This window comes from Corynebacterium sp. c7Ub_26 (assembly GCF_053760365.1).
This window is the reverse complement of record NZ_JBSNBL010000001.1, coordinates 666,196-682,215: the sequence shown is the minus strand read 5'-3', so window position 1 is coordinate 682,215 and position 16,020 is coordinate 666,196. Positions and strand designations below refer to the sequence as shown.

Here is a 16,020-nt window from a genome sequence, read left to right as displayed (position 1 = left end):
TCTACCTCACTCGTCTGTATCGGAAGCCGTTTGATCGATTTCGTCGATTGCGTCATCGTCCTTGACTGCATCTGCCCTGCGTACCGCCCAAACTGTCACAACCATGACGAGGATAGTGAGCGGCCACCCCATCGCAATCCGTGCGACGGCCAGGATATTCGTCGTCGACGATCCGTAAAGATGATTCTGAACGAAGAACCGTGCCGCAAAAACACAGGCCCACGCAATGGTCGCAAGAACGAAATAACGGCGTTCCGACGTATTCTTACGCCATCGCATACCGCGACCATTGAGCCCGCGCCAGATCACTCCTACAGCAGGCCAACCGACAAGGCAGGAGATAAAAAACACCAGCCCCACGACAGCCGAGTACCAGATCCCGTACAGGAAGTAGCCCTTAGCGGAACCGACGTACCACGCAATGGCCGCAGCGATAAGCACACCCATGACGCCGGATATGGCAGGCTGCATGTTTTCGTGCCGAACAAGGCGCCACACACAAATCAGAAGTGAAACCGCCAGTGCGGAGACCAAAGCCGGAGTGAGCCCCCACCACGAATTCACCGGGACGAGAACAAGAATCGGCACAGTCGATGACACTAAACCGGAAATCCCGCCCAGCTGTTCAAGAAGAGTCGGGCTATCACTCGAGGCCGACTGGTCTTGCTGTTTGATCTGGCGTCGTTCAGTACTTGTCATCATCTTCTTCACGGTCGAGCTCATCCATCGCGGATTCCATTCGCGCGGAGGCCTCACCGCCAGTTGAACGACGACGGCCAGCGCTCTCTGAATCAGCACCTTCCTGCCCCGCATCGGATGATTCTTGGTTTCCGCCTGGGAAGCCCGCGGAATCGTCGGCACTATTCCCTGACGACGCTGCGCTCTGAGGGTTCTCTTGTGCTTGCTGAGCCTGGGCGGCGCGCTGGACTTCCGCGGCACGCTGAGCCATTGCCTTCTGAAGCTCCTGAACCATGTCTTGGGGCAAGGCGACAGGAAGCGTTTCACCAGCCGGCATTGGGCCGTCGCCTCGTTTCACAATGGTACGAGCAGCGATCCCACGCGTGAGGGCGACCAACTGATCGTGAGACTCCTCTGGCCCTACTGCTGTCAGCCGTAGCATCCACCCGGGCCCATTGACACCGATCATGTGCATCATTCCATGGGGCCCAACACCGGTAATCTCTATTCCCCACGGGCCAGACTCATGATGAGATTCGAGTCCATCGTTAGTGATCTGCTGTTCAACCTCGTTCAGCTGTTCTTCCCACAGACCCCCGGAACGAGGAGCAGCGAAAGCAACTGGCGTCACACGGCCATATGGGCTGGCAACGTGAACAGCGCGTGGCCCCTCCTGGCTAACCTCCACCTGGATCTCAGCCTCATGAGGGATCGGGACAAGAAGCGACCCAAGGTCGATGTCCCCCTTGGCGAAGTCACTGAAGTCAAAACGATCGAGATCTTCGCGTCGAGAATCGAACGGACCCGATTCGCCCCCCATTACATCGAACGTCGAATCTGAGGGTGCTGCCCCGGACAGGCCGTTATTACCGGTGGTATCAGGTCCTTCATCACTAAATTCATTGCGCTCATCGCGTGAATTAGTGTGAAAATCCGATTCATTAGTTTCGTCGGGTTGCTTATTTTTCTTCCCAAAGGGCCACATAGGCAAACTCCTTACCCAGAATTAATGTCATGGCGGCATTGACGAGAGCGTGATCGCCTTATTTTTCTGAGCATTGCTCTGAACTGCTCGTATTAATTACTCGTTTTCTCTGCCTGGAACGTAAGGTCTCTACTGCTGCGATCGTAGAGCATGATCTACGCCATCTGTAGCTCCAACGCCCGTCGATCCATAGCCGCCCTGGCCTCGTTCTGTCTCATCAAGATGGTCAACCTCGACGACGTCGCTCAGCACAACTTCCTGGACGACAAGCTGAGCAATCCGGTCCCCCCGTGAAATGGTGACCGCTTCATGCTGATCAAGGTTGATCAGACACACCTTGATTTCGCCTCGATAATCGGCATCGATGGTGCCCGGCGTATTGACGATTGAGAGTCCCTTTTTTAGCGCTAGCCCGGACCGGGGATGGATGAGCCCCACCGTTCCTACCGGTAAACCAAGTGCGATACCAGTTCCGACCAGCTTCCGCTCACCTGGCTGGAGTACGACATCATCGGTCGACATCAAATCAATTCCCGCGTCGCTGGGATGAGCGCGTCGCGGAAGATCAAGGCCGGTATCTAGTCGTTGTACGCGAATACTGGGTGTCTTAGTCACGTCTTTTAGACTAACCGAGCGGCGGACGAACATAACCATTAGCGTTTTCGCCGACTCAGGTCATCGGCTCAACGTATCGACGTAGGTTAAGAGCTTGGGTGATGCCATGTTGTGGCTCATCTTTCCGTTATTACTGGTCATTGCTTTGTTCATCCGCGGTTCATCCACATAAAGGCGCATCAAGGCTTCACGATAAAAACACAGGAGACGACAAAACCGCGAGTGAAAATATAGGCACGCTAGACTAGGGAGCTGTGAATGAACAGCGTGATACTCCCTCACAGAAATCAACCCGCAGTGGCGACGTTCTGTACCGAGAGCGCCAGTGGATCCCGTTTTACTGGTGGGTTGCTGTTCTGGGCCTTGTTGTGCTGCTGTCCTACGAATTAGGGCTCAATCGCCCCTGGTATTGGACACTCATCGGAGCGATCGTCTTTGGGGCGGCGGCGTTATGGTCCCTCATTTCCCTATCGGGGAACGTCATACGGGTTGAGAAAACGTCTCACGGGGAGCGCTGGCTCTATGTGGGACCAGCGAAACTTCCGGCGTCGGTAATCGAGCGAACACTTGCCGTTCCTGCCACAGCAAAAAGCGCCGCTATGGGAAGGCAATTAGACCCGGAGGCTTATGTCGCTTCCCATGCCTGGGTGCCCGAGATGGTGATGTTGGTGCTGAATGATCCGCACGATCCGACGCCATATTGGCTCATCAGTACCAAGGACCCCGACGCACTTCTCGAAGCGCTGGATCGGCCCATCTACTAAGTTTTAGCGGGGCTTAAACGACGGATTACGTTCAGGATCGCCCGTTATTCACGCAGGCGTGTGGGCATGCTGGGCCGTCAACTCAGCGTACCGTGGTAGCGACGGCGCACGGCGGTAACCAAAGTGCTACCGCTGACGGGTCTGTGAAAGGTCAGCGACTAAGCGCAATCGCGGCACACCATTGTGCCGTCATTTTCGGTGTAGGCCAACCGATTCCTGTGCTGAACTAGGTAGCACACGCCACAGGTAAATTCATCTGATTTCTTCGGCACAACATCGACCGAAATCTCTTCATTGGAATAGTCGAAATCAGGGAGATCGATAGGCTCGACGATGTCGCCATCGTCGGTATCGTCCACTGGTCCTTTTTTATTCTCAGCTGCTTGAAGTCCTTCAAGCGAGTCTGTGTCGAAATCTTGCCTGTCCCCACGAGGGGCGTCATAGTCCTTGGGCATGTCAAGCGACCTCCGAAATGATGAAACTGCCGGTCGGACGCGCACTTTAGACCAATTTCTTAGCATTGTCACGTCCTACGTGGCCGCGCCATGTTTCACGGGTCTGCTACATCCGGCTCAATTCACAAAACAGCTGTTCAGAGGGCATGAACCAACTGGAATTTAAAGACGCGAGGAGGGGGAATTTTGGCGTCTTCTACTCCCCCACCCCCGGGGCTTGCTTTCGTCTACTACTCAGACGGTATTGGATCGAGTCCACCTGCTCGGGCTAACCCGTCTTTAAGCTCGTCAAAAAGATCAGGATGGGCCGCCATCAGTAACTCACCGTCACTCCCCGGGCTCGTCCGCTGAGGCACAGAAATGCGTGCACCGGCCTCACGAGCAATAAGAGCACCGGCCGCATAGTCCCAGAGGTTCAACCCATGCTCGTAGTGTGCATCGACACTGTCCTCGGCGACATGGCATAAGTCCAGGGCCGCTGAACCTAGCCGCCTGATATCGCGGACCGTCTCAAGCATCGCGCTCACCACTGTCCCCTGCACGTGCCGTCGAGAAGCTGTATAACCAAAGCCCGTAGACACGAGAGCGTGGGACAAATCGTGTTTACGCGATACCGATAGCTGCTTATCAGACGCGACGACGCGGGGCTCGGTGGTCTCGTGTTCCAAGGCCCCCTTCCGCACGTATGCACCACCGTCGCGTGAAGCGAAGTAAGTCAGATCGTGCCCGACATCGACAACAACCCCGGCAACAGTTTCGCCATTCACCTGCGCAGCTAAGCTCACCGAGTAAAAAGGTATCCCGTACAGGAAATTGACGGTGCCGTCGATCGGGTCGACGACCCACACAGTTCCTTCTTCAGGCAGTTCTCCGCCCGATTCCTCGCCAAACACGGTGTCGTTGGGCCGGACCGTCGACAATAACCGCCGGACTAATTGTTCGGTCGATGTATCTACTTCTGTCACCGGATCGTTGTCGGATGACTTCGTAGCTACCGAAGCGGAGAGGTCAGCGATCTTTGCCCGCTGGTCACGCACATGTCGTCCTGCAGCAATGGCTACTGACAGGGCCACATTAAGCTTTGAGCTCGCTTCATCGGTCAACGTGGATGGGTTCGACGTGTTCGGATCTGCTAATTGTGGGTTGGCATCCGAAGGATCATTGGTGCTTTCGGCGTAGTTTTCTGGAGAAGTCATACGAACCACGGTAACCATTTTCGCCCCTTGCTGCAGCCCAGTATCCCCCAGTTCCACTGACGACGGCACGGCGCACGCCGCCATTTCCTCGGGAGAATTCCTCCGATAACGGCTCGATCGTCGAATTCATCCGGAGTTGCCGTCATGAAATCCGCTACTATCGAAGTTATGAATAATTACGGCTTTGGTATAGACGTCGGCGGAAGCGGAGTAAAAGGCGCAATTGTTAATCTCGATAACGGGACTTTCGTCGGAGAGCGAATCAAGATTCTTACACCAAAGCCGTCGACTCCCGACGCTGTTGCTGACACGTGCCGTCAGATCGTTGAACAGACAGAATGGACGGGCCCTGTTGGGATTACCATTCCCGCCATTGTGAAACAGCAGCAAGCTCGTAGCGCGGCAAATATCGACAAATCATGGATCGATACCGACGTGTCGGAGCTCTTTCATCGCCATATTGGGCCAACCCGAGATATCGCTGTCCTCAATGACGCGGATGCTGCAGGAATAGCAGAGGTGGCCTACGGGAACCCTATTGCGCGGAAAGGCTCGGTCATTTTCCTGACTTTTGGTACAGGAATCGGCTCCGCCTTGCTCATTAACGGGCAACTGTATCCCAATAGTGAGTTAGGTCATTTAAACATCGATGGTAAGGAAGCTGAACGACGTGCCTCCTCTGCTGTCAAAGAGCGCAAAGACTTGTCATATAAAGAATGGGCAAAACGCGTGGACCGAGTACTCAAAGAGTACGAAAAACTCTTTTCTCCCACGACGTTTGTGGCCGGGGGCGGCATATCACGCAAGCATGAAAAATGGATTCCACGATTGACATGCGAAACGACAGTCGTGCCGGCTGAGCTTCTCAACCGAGCCGGAATTGTAGGCGCGGCGATGGCAGCGCGTGACCATATTTGCCCATAAAGTACATACGTTTAAGGACACAGAGTCGGAGCCGCTCGACGTGGAGCGAGGTACGTAGGTTATACTGGGCGGTCGATCCAGCTCGTTGCGCACATGAGTGACTCTGGCTGCCATACACCTTCATTACGCTCAGGTTACATCCTGGGCGTGTGACGCGATCGTCAATCACCATCTCGCGGGACCAACCCGCGACGGCGACGCGCTATCTGGGGTAGGCGCCAGCGCTTGAGATGCGGAAACAGTCAAATCTGTGCGCAGCACCAATCGAAATCTTCATCGATCAGGAAGGGCCATGTGGACATTATCGAGCAACCCCGAGTAGTCGCATTGACGTCAATCGGGAGATCGCAAGATAGGGAGACCGCCTCTGTCGGCCAGGAACCGAGTCTTCATGGAACTCTAGGAATAACCACGGCGCGCACAAGGTTTAATGACGGTGAAGGGGCAAAGCGATAGTGGAGACAGCGAAAACAGGCATGACTGAAACACCGAAAAAGGCTGTAGCCAAAAAAGCGGCCACGAAAAAGACCGCGGCTAAGAAGACCGCGGCCAAGAAAGCCACAGTGAAGAAGACTGCTGCGAATAAGGTAGCCAAGAAGCAGGCCTCGGCATCATCCGCCCTCCACGAAGATACGTCGGCAGCTGCGGACGAGCCTTCTTCCTCGTCCCAGGAAAAGGCTGCTCCGAAGAAGTCCACCGCGAAGAAGGCAACCAAGCGGACAGCAGCTAAGAAGTCGTCGGCCAAGAAAACCGCGGCTAAAAAGACTGCCGCCAAGAAAACTGCTGCAAAGAAGACTGCAGCTAAGAAGACGACGACGAAGAAATCCAGCGCTAAGAAAACGGCGGCGAAGAAATCAGCTGCGAAAAAGACCACGAAGACCGCCAATAAGCGGTCCTCCGCAAGCCGTAAGTCGACTAAGGACACGGCGGCCGAGAAGAATGCCGACGTAATCACGTCGGATGATCAGGTTGTCGACAAACATCCTGATCAGGATGCGTCGAATGGTGCGGATACTGATCTCCATCACGATGGGGACGCTTTCGAGCTGCATGATATCGATGATGACGATGACATCGATATGGATCACTCCGACCTGGATGATGATCTCGATGACGACGATCTCGATCACGATGATGACCTGGACAGTGACGACTTAGATGACGAGTCGGGACTGGACGAGGATGAGATGGACGACGACCACTCGAGCTCGCCCATTAAGCGCACTAATGATTCGTCAACTGACGACGATGATGACGATGACGACAGCGACAATGGCAACTTCGTGTGGGACGAAGATGAATCGGCAGCGCTTCGCCAAGCGCGGAAAGATGCTGAGCTGACAGCCTCCGCGGATTCCGTCCGCGCTTACCTGAAACAAATCGGTAAGGTCGCGCTGCTTAACGCAGAGCAAGAGGTATCCCTCGCGCAGCGTATTGAGGCTGGTTTATACGCGAACCACAAGCTTGAGGAGCTCAAGGCGAGCAACACCAAGCTCAGCCCGGCGCAATCGCGAGACCTCCGCTCTATCGCTCGTGATGGTCGCAAAGCGAAGAACCACTTGCTGGAGGCCAACCTTCGTCTTGTCGTGTCCTTGGCAAAGCGCTACACAGGCCGTGGAATGGCCTTCCTCGACCTGATTCAGGAAGGCAACTTAGGTCTGATCCGTGCCGTCGAAAAATTCGACTACACGAAGGGCTACAAGTTCTCTACGTACGCAACGTGGTGGATTCGGCAGGCCATTACTCGCGCGATGGCTGACCAAGCTCGGACAATCCGTATCCCCGTTCACATGGTGGAGGTTATTAACAAGCTTGGTCGTATCCAGCGCGAGCTTTTGCAGGACCTGGGCCGCGAACCAACCCCCGAGGAATTGGCCCGCGAAATGGACATTACCGAGGACAAAGTCCTGGAAATTCAGCAGTATGCTCGCGAACCGATTTCTCTAGACCAGACCATCGGCGACGAAGGCGATAGCCAGCTCGGTGACTTCATCGAAGACTCCGAAGCAGTTGTGGCTGTTGACGCGGTCTCCTTCACCCTCCTCCAAGACCAGCTCCAGGATGTTCTCAAGACCCTGACCGAGCGAGAAGCAGGAGTTGTTCGGCTTCGCTTCGGACTCACAGATGGGATGCCACGAACGTTGGATGAGATTGGCCAAGTCTACGGCGTGACCCGCGAGCGCATCCGTCAGATCGAATCGAAGACAATGTCGAAGCTGCGTCACCCGTCACGTTCGCAGGTTCTCCGGGATTATCTCGACTAGTCTGCGCAGACTAGCCCGCGCACTTTACCTAGTGTCGCCCGCACCCAAATCCCACGGGATGATGCGGGCGACAATGTATATCAAGACTCAATGTGCCCGTCCGTGCAGGTAATGCACGACGGCTGAGCGCCACGCAGATCACCACTTGCGTAGATAGTTAATTCGGCTCCGCAGCTGGTCAGCGGTGCATAACGCTGTTTGCGGTCCCCCACATGCCTGCCGAACTTCGTTATGTACTTGTCCATGTGGACGACCGGTTCGCGCGGCAGAAATCGATACCAACGCGTTAAGTTCTTTCCGTAGACGGGGAAGATCGTCAATGACACCGCGACTGCTATCGAGGTTGTGGCGATTGTCGTCCCCCTCACCCTCGCGCGGATCGTGGAACCGCCGCCGTGCTTCGTCGGCTTTCTTCTTTTCTCGTTCCCGAGCCTTCAACTGCTCTTGCTGATGGTTTTGCAGCAGCTGCCTCATCTGGTCCGCATTCAGCAGACCCGGAAGCCCCAGGTACTCCGCTTCCTCTTCGGACCCCGATAATGTCCCCGTGCCATAAGATGAACCGTCATAAATAAGGTGGTCAAGTTCCGCGTCTGCGCCAAGCGACTCGTACTTCTTAAGATCATCCGGTTCGGACTCGGTTCGGTTAGCTTGCGCCACCAATTCATCATCCCAACCCTCATTGGGCCGATGCGGTTTACCCAAAACGTGGTTGCGCTCAGCCTCCATCTGAGACGCCAAGTCCAACAACACCGGGATCGATGGCAAGAAAATTGACGCTGTTTCACCGGGGACACGGGCTCGGACGAATCGGCCAACAGCCTGCGCAAAAAATAGAGGTGTCGACGACGACGTCGCATACACGCCGACAGCGAGGCGAGGCACATCGACGCCTTCTGACACCATGCGAACTGCAACAAGCCACCGCTCCGTGGACCGAGAAAACTCTTCGATTTTACGAGAGGATCCGGGCTCGTCGGACAGAACAACAGTCACCGGTTCGCCCGACAAGCGCTCAAGAATCTTCGCGTAAGCACGCGCCGTCTTCGTATCCGTGGCTATGACTAGTCCTCCAGCGTCGGGAATGGCACGTCGATACTCTTTGAGACGGATATCGGCGGCACGCAGCACCGATGGAATCCACTGCCCTTTGGGGTCAAGAGCAGTTTTCCACGCTTTAGCCGTGTGCTCGGCGCTGAGGGGTTCGCCTAGCCTGGCTGCAAACTCCTCCCCTGCACTGTCCCGCCACCGCGCTTCCCCGGAGTACGCTATGAACACGACGGGACGCACAACACCGTCCCGCAATGCGTGCGAATACCCATACGTGTAATCCGCCCGGGAGACCTGATGGCCGTCTCCGTCTTCGATATACCGCACAAACGGGATCGGAGCATCGTCGGAACGAAACGGCGTACCCGTCAGCTCAAGGCGCTTCGCGGAATCGGAGTAGGCATAGCGGATTCCGTCACCCCAACTCTTCGCATCCCCACCATGGTGGATCTCGTCCATGATGACCAGAGACTTTTTCCTCGTCGCCAAGGAGTTGTGTTTAAACGGGTGCATCGAGACCTGAGCGTAGGTCACGACCATCCCGTCAAAAACGGGGTTGAGGGTCCCCGCCGAGTTCGTGAAGTTGGCATCCAGCGCAATCCCCATCCGCGAAGCGGCGTCGGCCCACTGATGTTTCAAGTGCTCCGTGGGGACAACCACGATGATGCGGTTGACAGCTCTCCGATCAAGGAGGCGCCGAGCAAGTGTCAGCGCGAAGGTTGTTTTGCCTGCTCCCGGCGTTGCTACTGCTAGAAAATCGTCTGGATCTGCGTCAAAGTACTGCGAGAGCGCAGCTTGCTGCCATTCGCGGAGTTTCACCGTCGGCGCAGCCCCCGATAAATGCGCTCACATTCCGGGCACACGGGCGAACCCGGCTTGGCTTGTTTGGTGACGGGAAAGGTTTCCCCACACAATGCCACCACGTAATTACCATTCACAGCTGATTCCACTATCTGGTTTTTCTTCACGTAGTGGAAATACTTTGGTGTGTCCGAATCAGTTGTTTGTTCTTCGGTCTTGGTGCGTTCAATCGTGGTTGTCTGCGGTGTTGTCACGGTTCAATCATGCCTTATACGTCAAGTCAGGTGGAGAGTCCCGAGCCATCCCATGCGATGTCCGGGAATCCAGATTGCCGGTTAGGAGCTATCTACCCTACCGCTAACGCTTCGTGATCGCAGTCGAGGGGCTACGGTGGGAAGTATGTTCCACCGACGCAAGCACGTCGCACTTATTACCGACGCCCAGAGGTCGCCAGTTGAGGATTGGCACCGCAGGCGGCGTGAGTATGCCGTCTTGCAGGGATCGCGTATCCCGTTCCTCTTGCTCGCCGCATTGGCGTACATGCTGTTGCACAACTTGGTACTGGCGGCCATTTTTACTGTGATCTCTGTCCCCCTTCCATGGATCGCGGTCGTGATAGCTAATGCCGTGGGTGAAACGCACGATCCGAGGAAGCCACAGGTGTACAAGCCTGCCGTGAATAGAGACGCCTATTACGCATTTCACGGTCTTGTCGACGGAGAACGCGCCCGTGAGTTAGTCGCCGGGAGTGAACAAGCTGCCTCACGTGACTCAGATGAATCAGAGGCAGCCGCTGAATCAAGGACAACGACGGTGGATGTTGATCCTGGCGAGGCCGAGCGGAATAACGTTGATCCCAACACGACCCAGTAATAGTCCAGCGCAGGGTGCGCTATCTACATCTTTTCACTTAGGATTCTCACTTACGATTGTTAGTGATCTACCCGCACTTTAAGTGCCCGTACGTTAACCGCTCGCACCGTGAGCGCTCCATGTGCTTTAGGTGCTTCTCGTTCTGATGAAAGGTTGGAGAACAGGCCACAATGGTGAGCACGCTACCTGATATCTCCGAGCTGCCGCGCTGCGCCACATCCCTCGCGAAACGCCTGAAAGAACTCGGCTATTCGTCGTCGGGCTTACACCGTGTTCTCGGCGATGATGGTCTGGCAGCCTTGGATCGGCACGAACCCGCCGCTGTTTCTTTCGCCTGCAATCGCTTTGAGCACCAAGCCCCGAATGAGCATGATCACCGCCTCGCCCGCGCGGTTCGGTTACTCATTCTTCGCGAGCCACAACCGCGCGACATGTTCGTCGACACTTTCGGCGACAGTTTCTTCACCGACGCTCTCTCCGCCGGCGTCATCGTCGACGAAACCGATACAGATCCACAGCGTTTTCGCATTGCAATTGATATCCGCCCACTGCACGTCGGCCCGTCGGAAAGCTCTGACTTCCTCGTTTTTAGCGATGCCGACGCCTCGATGGTTGATCATTCGGCCGGTCCCGACCACGTCGTGGGCGTGGGTGCTGCGTCGCGGTCACTTCTTCAGGCAACGGGTACGTCCCACGTCGGCTCAGTTTTAGATTTAGGGACCGGATCCGGTGTTCAAATTATGGGCCAGTGGGGACGAGCCCACTTGGTGACGGCAACAGACGTCAGCCCGCGCGCGCTCCTCTTCGCTGAAGCTACGTGCGCTGCAGCCGACGTTGTTTCGAGCGCCGAGTCACGTACGAAGGTGGAGTTCAAGCAGGGCTCGTGGTTCGAACCCGTCCGTGCTCAGACATTCGATCGCATCATCGCGAATCCGCCTTTTGTGGTGGGTCCACCGACGTTGCGCCACGTGTATCGCGATTCTGGAATGGAGCTCGATGGCGCCACTGCTAAGCTCGTCCGCGGTATCCCGGAGCACCTGGCCGCTCATGGTCAGGCATGCGTCTTGGGCGCGTGGATTCACTCAGATGATCAGGCCTGGCAAGCGCGGGTTGCGTCGTGGATTCCGGACCATGGTTATCGTGCATGGGTGTTGGAGCGTGATTGCGTCGATCCCCTGCATTATGTGGGCACGTGGATCAAGGATGAGTCTCTTGATCCTCGCAGTGAGCTGGGCCGATCGCAATCAGAGGCGTGGATTGACTATATGGATCAGGCCGGCGTGACAGGAATCGGCATTGGTTTTATCGCGCTGACTCCGATTGATCCTGAGAAAAACTCCGAGGTTGTGTGTGAGGAATTCACTCAGCCGTACACTGACCCTCTCGGCCCGGAGATTGAGGAATATTTCCGACGCTGCGCTTGGCTTGATGAGCGTACTTCCGACGAGATCCTGGACAGTCGGTTTAGTGTCAGGCCCGGTCTAGCCCTGGAAAAGGTTTCTCTCGCCAAGCCGGAGGCGGACTCCACGTTTACCGACGTCGTCACGCGAGTCACGCGGACCGACGGGCCACGTTTCTCCCACGAGATCGACGAGAATGTCCTGCGCATCCTTCGCGGTTTAGATCCGAATGGATTGTCGGCGCGCGGTGTGTGCGAGATCGCCGAACTCGTCACCCCTACTACAGAAGCCCAGAACCTGGCTGACCAATTTCTCCCTATTCTTGTCGACGCCATTCGCCACGGGCTTGTTATACCTGGAGATCTTGAATGAAAGCCGTAGTCACGCGTGTTCGTTCCGCGTCCGTTGTTGTTGATGATTCAGTGGTTGGATCAATCCCGGACTCGGATGTGGGAGGGATCCTTGTTCTCATTGGGGTAGCCACCGGAGATACCTCGGCCACAGCCCGGGCTATGGCGGAAAAGCTGGCTCGACTTCGGATCTTTGAGGGTTCGACGTCTGAGGGGCGCCCGACTGAGGTCTCTGCGCTCGACCTCGATGCGCCCATACTTGTTGTGTCACAGTTCACCTTGATGGGTGATACTTCCCATGGCCGACGCCCGTCGTGGTCTGCTGCGGCGAAACCGGCCGAGGCTGAACCCATCTTCAACACATGCGTAGAGGAGCTTCGCGACCGTGGGCTGAGCGTCGATACGGGCGTGTTCGGCGCCTATATGGCCGTCGAATCGGTCAACGATGGCCCGTTCACCGTCCTCGTCGATATTCCGAGTGAAGATCGCTCGTAGTCGGTTAATCACCATGGAAGCCCAGTCACGCCAGCAACCCCGAATAGGGGTAGGTGGAAGCGAGAGAGTCAATTCTGGCGTATAGGGCGTTTACCAGCACTTTTGCGGACGTAAATCACACTCATGTGACTTCAAACCCCGTCACACACGATGCCTATCCGCTCTTAACGGCGACCAAGAGCCGTGCGGAAAACTGCATATGGAACCTTTTCACCGACCCATGCGTTGGACTAACTGAATGCGATCGTGACAGCTCGACATTCCGTAGGGACGTTAATCAGGTGGCGTTCGACGACATACGTCCACATCGCCACCCCGTCCCAACCGACCGTCACATTGCACCGCTATCGCGACACCGAGCGCAGTTAAGGAGCCAGCACATGGACGAAGCGCACGTCAGTACGACAACCGAAGTTAATGGTGATCCTGGCCGGCGGGCCAACAACAATGAAAATCCTTCAGCTGATTTAGTTCGGGTTTACCTCAACGGAATTGGCCGTACCGCACTTCTTAACGCGAAAGACGAAGTTGAGCTTTCGCAACGGATTGAAGCTGGCCTCTACGCACAACATCTCCTTGAATCTGACGAGCAGTTCACACCGGCAAAGAAGCGGGATCTCAAGGCTATTGCTAAAGACGGGCGCGCTGCGCGAGCTCACCTTTTGGAGGCCAATCTCCGACTCGTTGTCTCATTAGCGAAGCGCTACACGGGGCGCGGAATGCCTCTCCTCGACCTCATTCAAGAGGGGAACTTGGGCCTTATTCGCGCCGTCGAAAAGTTCGACTACACCAAGGGCTTTAAGTTTTCGACGTACGCGACATGGTGGATTCGACAAGCCATTACCCGCGGAATGGCCGACCAGTCCCGAACAATTCGCCTTCCTGTCCACCTTGTCGAGCAGGTGAACAAGCTCTCCCGCATTAAGCGTGAGATGTACCAGCACTTGGGCCGGGAAGCTACCAATGAGGAGCTCGCGGAAGAGTCTGGTATCGACGAATCAAAGATCGATCTTCTTCTGAAGCAGTCCCGCGACCCGGTGAGCTTGGACATGCCGGTCGGAACGGATGAAGAGGCACCGCTGGGCGACTTCATTGAGGACTCCGAAGCAACTGATGCGGAAGAAGCCGTCGTAGCATCTCTCCGCCACTCCGACATCAGGACTGTTTTGGCGACCTTAGAGAAGAGGGAGCAAGACGTTATTCGTCTCCGCTTTGGTCTCGACGACGGTGTCCCCCGGACTCTTGATCAGACTGGTCGCGAGTTTGGGCTCTCTCGTGAGCGCGTTCGCCAAATTGAACGTGAGGTCATGGCGAAGCTCCGAAAGGGAGAGCATGCGGATAAGTTGCGGTCTTATGCTTAAGTGCTGAGATGCTTATCTCGCATTCGAGCTTTTAGCGTACCCACATTTATTGTCAGCGAAAGTGGGTAATAATGCCCCGGGGAAATATTTCCCGGGGCTCTTATGTTAAGGGTAAAGTAAAAACTAGTACCGTCGTCTTATTTATCGAACTACTTGAGGAAAGGCGTCCATCATGAAGGATCTCGTCGATACCACCGAGATGTATCTCCGGACTATTTATGAGTTGGATGAAGAAGGTATCACTCCCCTGCGCGCGCGCATCGCGGAACGCTTGGAACAATCAGGCCCCACGGTCAGCCAAACGGTAGCTCGCATGGAACGTGATGGACTCCTCCGCGTCGCGGAAGACCGCCACCTTGAACTTACCGACGCAGGCCGCCAGGTTGCGATCGCGGTTATGCGTAAACACCGCTTAGCAGAGTGTTTACTATCTACTACCCTTAAGCTTCCTAAAGAGAAAGTGCACGAAGAAGCCTGTCGTTGGGAACACGTCATGAGTGACGACATTGAGCGCCGTCTTTACGATGTCCTTGATGCTCCGACTCACAGCCCCTTCGGAACGCCGATTCCGGGACTTCCGCAGCTCGGGGTCAATGGCAGTGAACCGCAGATGGAGGGCAAACGACTCACGGATCTTGCTCGCAATGAACTCGTCACCGCGAAGATCCTCATGTTTAACGAAGTACTCCAGTCCGATTCCGCCGTGATGGCAAACCTACGGAACGCCGGAATTGTCCCTGGCAAGAAGATTCACGCGGTTGTTAATGACCGCAATGCCACGGTCTCGGTTGGTGATGAAACAGTGGCCATTCCTGTCAGCTTGGCCCACGCTATCGTCGTTGAGTAAAAACAGAGGTAGAAACTGAGTAGGGTGGTGCGCCATCGAGCTCCCCACCCTACTTTCATATTTGCGATGAAAACTTACATATCCATCACTGGAAAGTGACCGGAATATCCGCTACATCGACGAACCCGTTGCTATGGTCACCGAATAGCTTGATGACACACTCTTGGGTTTTACAGTCGATCTCGTCTCCACCAGTACTGACATTCTTCTGGTTGACGGTGATCTCTTCGCTGAACGAGCCATCGTCCGGAATGGCTCCGTGCTCATTTTCGTTAGAGATCCACTTTTGTGCATTCGGATCCCCGTGAGCCCCCAGACAATCGGGAACATCTCCGGTTTGCTCTTTCGCACACAGGGCGAGGTAATACCCCATGTCCGGATCCGCATCCTTAACATCTACCGTGACTTGCTGCCCGTCCCGCAGATCCTTTGCTTGCGACACCTTCATAACGACGATGTCATCGGTTCCGGTGACTTCTGTGCTTGCACTGTCATCAGTGTCGCTAGCTTTGGCGGACTGACCACTCGACTTAGCGGCAGATGCTGCACCGGATGATGAATCATTCGAGTCGTTATCATTGGAGCACGCAGCCACTCCGAGTGCACACCCCAAAGTGACGACGAGTGCACCGGCCCGCATACCCATTGTTCGTGCCGGTCGAGTGGAATGAGTGTTGTGTTTCATCGCGGAGGGCTCCCTCGTAGGGTTCGTAAAGTCGTACCGTGGTTAACCTTATACAAGAAAAGTATAACCGTCGGCTAAGACAAATAACTTAGCTACATCTCTGCATCTTAACGCACACGTCAACACCCCCTCACTGCATAAGGGTGGTGTGGCCTTTTCCTCTACCCCACCTATAGGTAAGCTAAAGCCTCGACGTGGAGGCTCAGGCTTCCAGTTTTGTCTGTAGTTCGACTCTTCCACGATCTCTGTACTGATCGTTGCGCGTGAAAGCTGTGACCTT

At 55.5% G+C, this 16,020-nt stretch carries 16 protein-coding genes; 8 read left to right on the top strand and 8 right to left on the bottom strand.

Going from position 1 to position 16,020, the window contains the following annotated elements:
- Positions 1–6 precede the first annotated feature (6 nt).
- The 3 genes from ACWORE_RS02890 to dut all read right to left on the bottom strand — a co-directional run bounded on the left by ACWORE_RS02890 (position 7) and on the right by dut (position 2,311).
- Positions 7–702, bottom strand: coding sequence for a DUF3159 domain-containing protein (locus ACWORE_RS02890; RefSeq protein ID WP_455302471.1), 696 nt, complete (start codon positions 700–702; stop codon positions 7–9).
- Positions 686–1,663 carry a DUF3710 domain-containing protein gene (locus ACWORE_RS02885; protein WP_455302469.1) on the bottom strand — a complete coding sequence of 326 codons (978 nt, stop codon included), beginning with the start codon at positions 1,661–1,663 and terminating at the stop codon, positions 686–688. Before ACWORE_RS02885 ends, ACWORE_RS02890 begins: the two co-directional genes overlap by 17 nt.
- Before the next feature lie 129 nt (positions 1,664–1,792).
- Positions 1,793–2,311, bottom strand: coding sequence for a dUTP diphosphatase (dut, locus tag ACWORE_RS02880; protein WP_296135722.1), 519 nt, complete (start codon positions 2,309–2,311; stop codon positions 1,793–1,795).
- A gap of 221 nt (positions 2,312–2,532) precedes the next feature.
- On the opposite strand from dut, the gene ACWORE_RS02875 reads away from it, so the two are divergent.
- A complete protein-coding gene (locus ACWORE_RS02875) occupies positions 2,533–3,042 on the top strand; it encodes a DUF3093 domain-containing protein (protein WP_406604625.1) in 510 nt (169 codons plus the stop codon).
- Positions 3,043–3,200: 158 nt separating this feature from the next.
- Here the strand turns inward: ACWORE_RS02875 and ACWORE_RS02870 are convergent, their stop codons facing one another.
- Both ACWORE_RS02870 and ACWORE_RS02865 read right to left on the bottom strand, forming a co-directional pair.
- Positions 3,201–3,497, bottom strand: a complete 297-nt coding sequence (locus tag ACWORE_RS02870) for a DUF4193 domain-containing protein (RefSeq protein ID WP_041628833.1) — start codon at positions 3,495–3,497, stop codon at positions 3,201–3,203.
- Between the two features lie 230 nt (positions 3,498–3,727).
- Complete coding sequence (locus ACWORE_RS02865) at positions 3,728–4,693, bottom strand: inositol monophosphatase family protein (protein WP_455302466.1); 966 nt, start codon at positions 4,691–4,693, stop codon at positions 3,728–3,730.
- Positions 4,694–4,861: 168 nt separating this feature from the next.
- Here ACWORE_RS02865 and ppgK point away from each other — a divergent pair, with 168 nt between their 5' ends.
- Positions 4,862–5,617: a polyphosphate--glucose phosphotransferase gene (gene ppgK / locus ACWORE_RS02860; RefSeq protein WP_455302464.1), complete on the top strand. Its 756-nt coding sequence runs from the start codon at positions 4,862–4,864 to the stop codon at positions 5,615–5,617.
- Between the two features lie 455 nt (positions 5,618–6,072).
- On the top strand, positions 6,073–7,881 hold the full coding sequence (locus ACWORE_RS02855) for an RNA polymerase sigma factor (RefSeq protein ID WP_455302462.1): 1,809 nt from the start codon (positions 6,073–6,075) through the stop codon (positions 7,879–7,881).
- 138 nt (positions 7,882–8,019) lie between these two features.
- On the opposite strand, the gene ACWORE_RS02850 is transcribed toward ACWORE_RS02855, so the two are convergent.
- Positions 8,020–9,747, bottom strand: a complete 1,728-nt coding sequence (locus ACWORE_RS02850) for a DEAD/DEAH box helicase (protein ID WP_455302460.1) — start codon at positions 9,745–9,747, stop codon at positions 8,020–8,022.
- Positions 9,744–9,983: a DUF3039 domain-containing protein gene (locus ACWORE_RS02845; RefSeq protein ID WP_012731701.1), complete on the bottom strand. Its 240-nt coding sequence runs from the start codon at positions 9,981–9,983 to the stop codon at positions 9,744–9,746. The genes ACWORE_RS02850 and ACWORE_RS02845 overlap by 4 nt, the downstream gene beginning before the upstream one ends.
- 145 nt (positions 9,984–10,128) lie before the next feature.
- Between ACWORE_RS02845 and ACWORE_RS02840 the strand changes: the two genes are divergently transcribed.
- The 5 genes from ACWORE_RS02840 to ACWORE_RS02820 all read left to right on the top strand — a co-directional run bounded on the left by ACWORE_RS02840 (position 10,129) and on the right by ACWORE_RS02820 (position 15,055).
- Positions 10,129–10,602 carry a DUF3099 domain-containing protein gene (locus ACWORE_RS02840; RefSeq protein ID WP_296135736.1) on the top strand — a complete coding sequence of 158 codons (474 nt, stop codon included), beginning with the start codon at positions 10,129–10,131 and terminating at the stop codon, positions 10,600–10,602.
- A gap of 170 nt (positions 10,603–10,772) precedes the next feature.
- Positions 10,773–12,374, top strand: coding sequence for a DUF7782 domain-containing protein (locus tag ACWORE_RS02835; RefSeq protein ID WP_455302458.1), 1,602 nt, complete (start codon positions 10,773–10,775; stop codon positions 12,372–12,374).
- Positions 12,371–12,847, top strand: coding sequence for a D-aminoacyl-tRNA deacylase (dtd, locus tag ACWORE_RS02830; protein WP_455302457.1), 477 nt, complete (start codon positions 12,371–12,373; stop codon positions 12,845–12,847). The genes ACWORE_RS02835 and dtd overlap by 4 nt, the downstream gene beginning before the upstream one ends.
- Before the next feature lie 380 nt (positions 12,848–13,227).
- Positions 13,228–14,208 carry a sigma-70 family RNA polymerase sigma factor gene (locus ACWORE_RS02825; RefSeq protein ID WP_455302456.1) on the top strand — a complete coding sequence of 327 codons (981 nt, stop codon included), beginning with the start codon at positions 13,228–13,230 and terminating at the stop codon, positions 14,206–14,208.
- A 172-nt stretch (positions 14,209–14,380) separates the two neighbouring features.
- Complete coding sequence (locus ACWORE_RS02820) at positions 14,381–15,055, top strand: iron dependent repressor, metal binding and dimerization domain protein (RefSeq protein ID WP_455302454.1); 675 nt, start codon at positions 14,381–14,383, stop codon at positions 15,053–15,055.
- Positions 15,056–15,140: 85 nt separating this feature from the next.
- Here the strand turns inward: ACWORE_RS02820 and ACWORE_RS02815 are convergent, their stop codons facing one another.
- On the bottom strand, positions 15,141–15,740 hold the full coding sequence (locus tag ACWORE_RS02815) for a neocarzinostatin apoprotein domain-containing protein (protein ID WP_296135745.1): 600 nt from the start codon (positions 15,738–15,740) through the stop codon (positions 15,141–15,143).
- Positions 15,741–16,020 lie beyond the last annotated feature (280 nt).

Bases quoted from the DNA above. Each gene is read 5' to 3' on its own strand.
- ACWORE_RS02890 (WP_455302471.1), bottom strand. From the start codon at position 702: ATGATGACAAGTACTGAACGACGCCAGATCAAACAGCAAGACCAGTCG.
- ACWORE_RS02885 (WP_455302469.1), bottom strand. From the start codon at position 1,663: ATGTGGCCCTTTGGGAAGAAAAATAAGCAACCCGACGAAACTAATGAA.
- dut (WP_296135722.1), bottom strand. From the start codon at position 2,311: ATGTTCGTCCGCCGCTCGGTTAGTCTAAAAGACGTGACTAAGACACCC.
- ACWORE_RS02870 (WP_041628833.1), bottom strand. From the start codon at position 3,497: ATGCCCAAGGACTATGACGCCCCTCGTGGGGACAGGCAAGATTTCGAC.
- ACWORE_RS02865 (WP_455302466.1), bottom strand. From the start codon at position 4,693: ATGACTTCTCCAGAAAACTACGCCGAAAGCACCAATGATCCTTCGGAT.
- ppgK (WP_455302464.1), top strand. From the start codon at position 4,862: ATGAATAATTACGGCTTTGGTATAGACGTCGGCGGAAGCGGAGTAAAA.
- ACWORE_RS02840 (WP_296135736.1), top strand. From the start codon at position 10,129: ATGTTCCACCGACGCAAGCACGTCGCACTTATTACCGACGCCCAGAGG.
- ACWORE_RS02835 (WP_455302458.1), top strand. From the start codon at position 10,773: ATGGTGAGCACGCTACCTGATATCTCCGAGCTGCCGCGCTGCGCCACA.
- dtd (WP_455302457.1), top strand. From the start codon at position 12,371: ATGAAAGCCGTAGTCACGCGTGTTCGTTCCGCGTCCGTTGTTGTTGAT.
- ACWORE_RS02825 (WP_455302456.1), top strand. From the start codon at position 13,228: ATGGACGAAGCGCACGTCAGTACGACAACCGAAGTTAATGGTGATCCT.
- ACWORE_RS02820 (WP_455302454.1), top strand. From the start codon at position 14,381: ATGAAGGATCTCGTCGATACCACCGAGATGTATCTCCGGACTATTTAT.
- ACWORE_RS02815 (WP_296135745.1), bottom strand. From the start codon at position 15,740: ATGAAACACAACACTCATTCCACTCGACCGGCACGAACAATGGGTATG.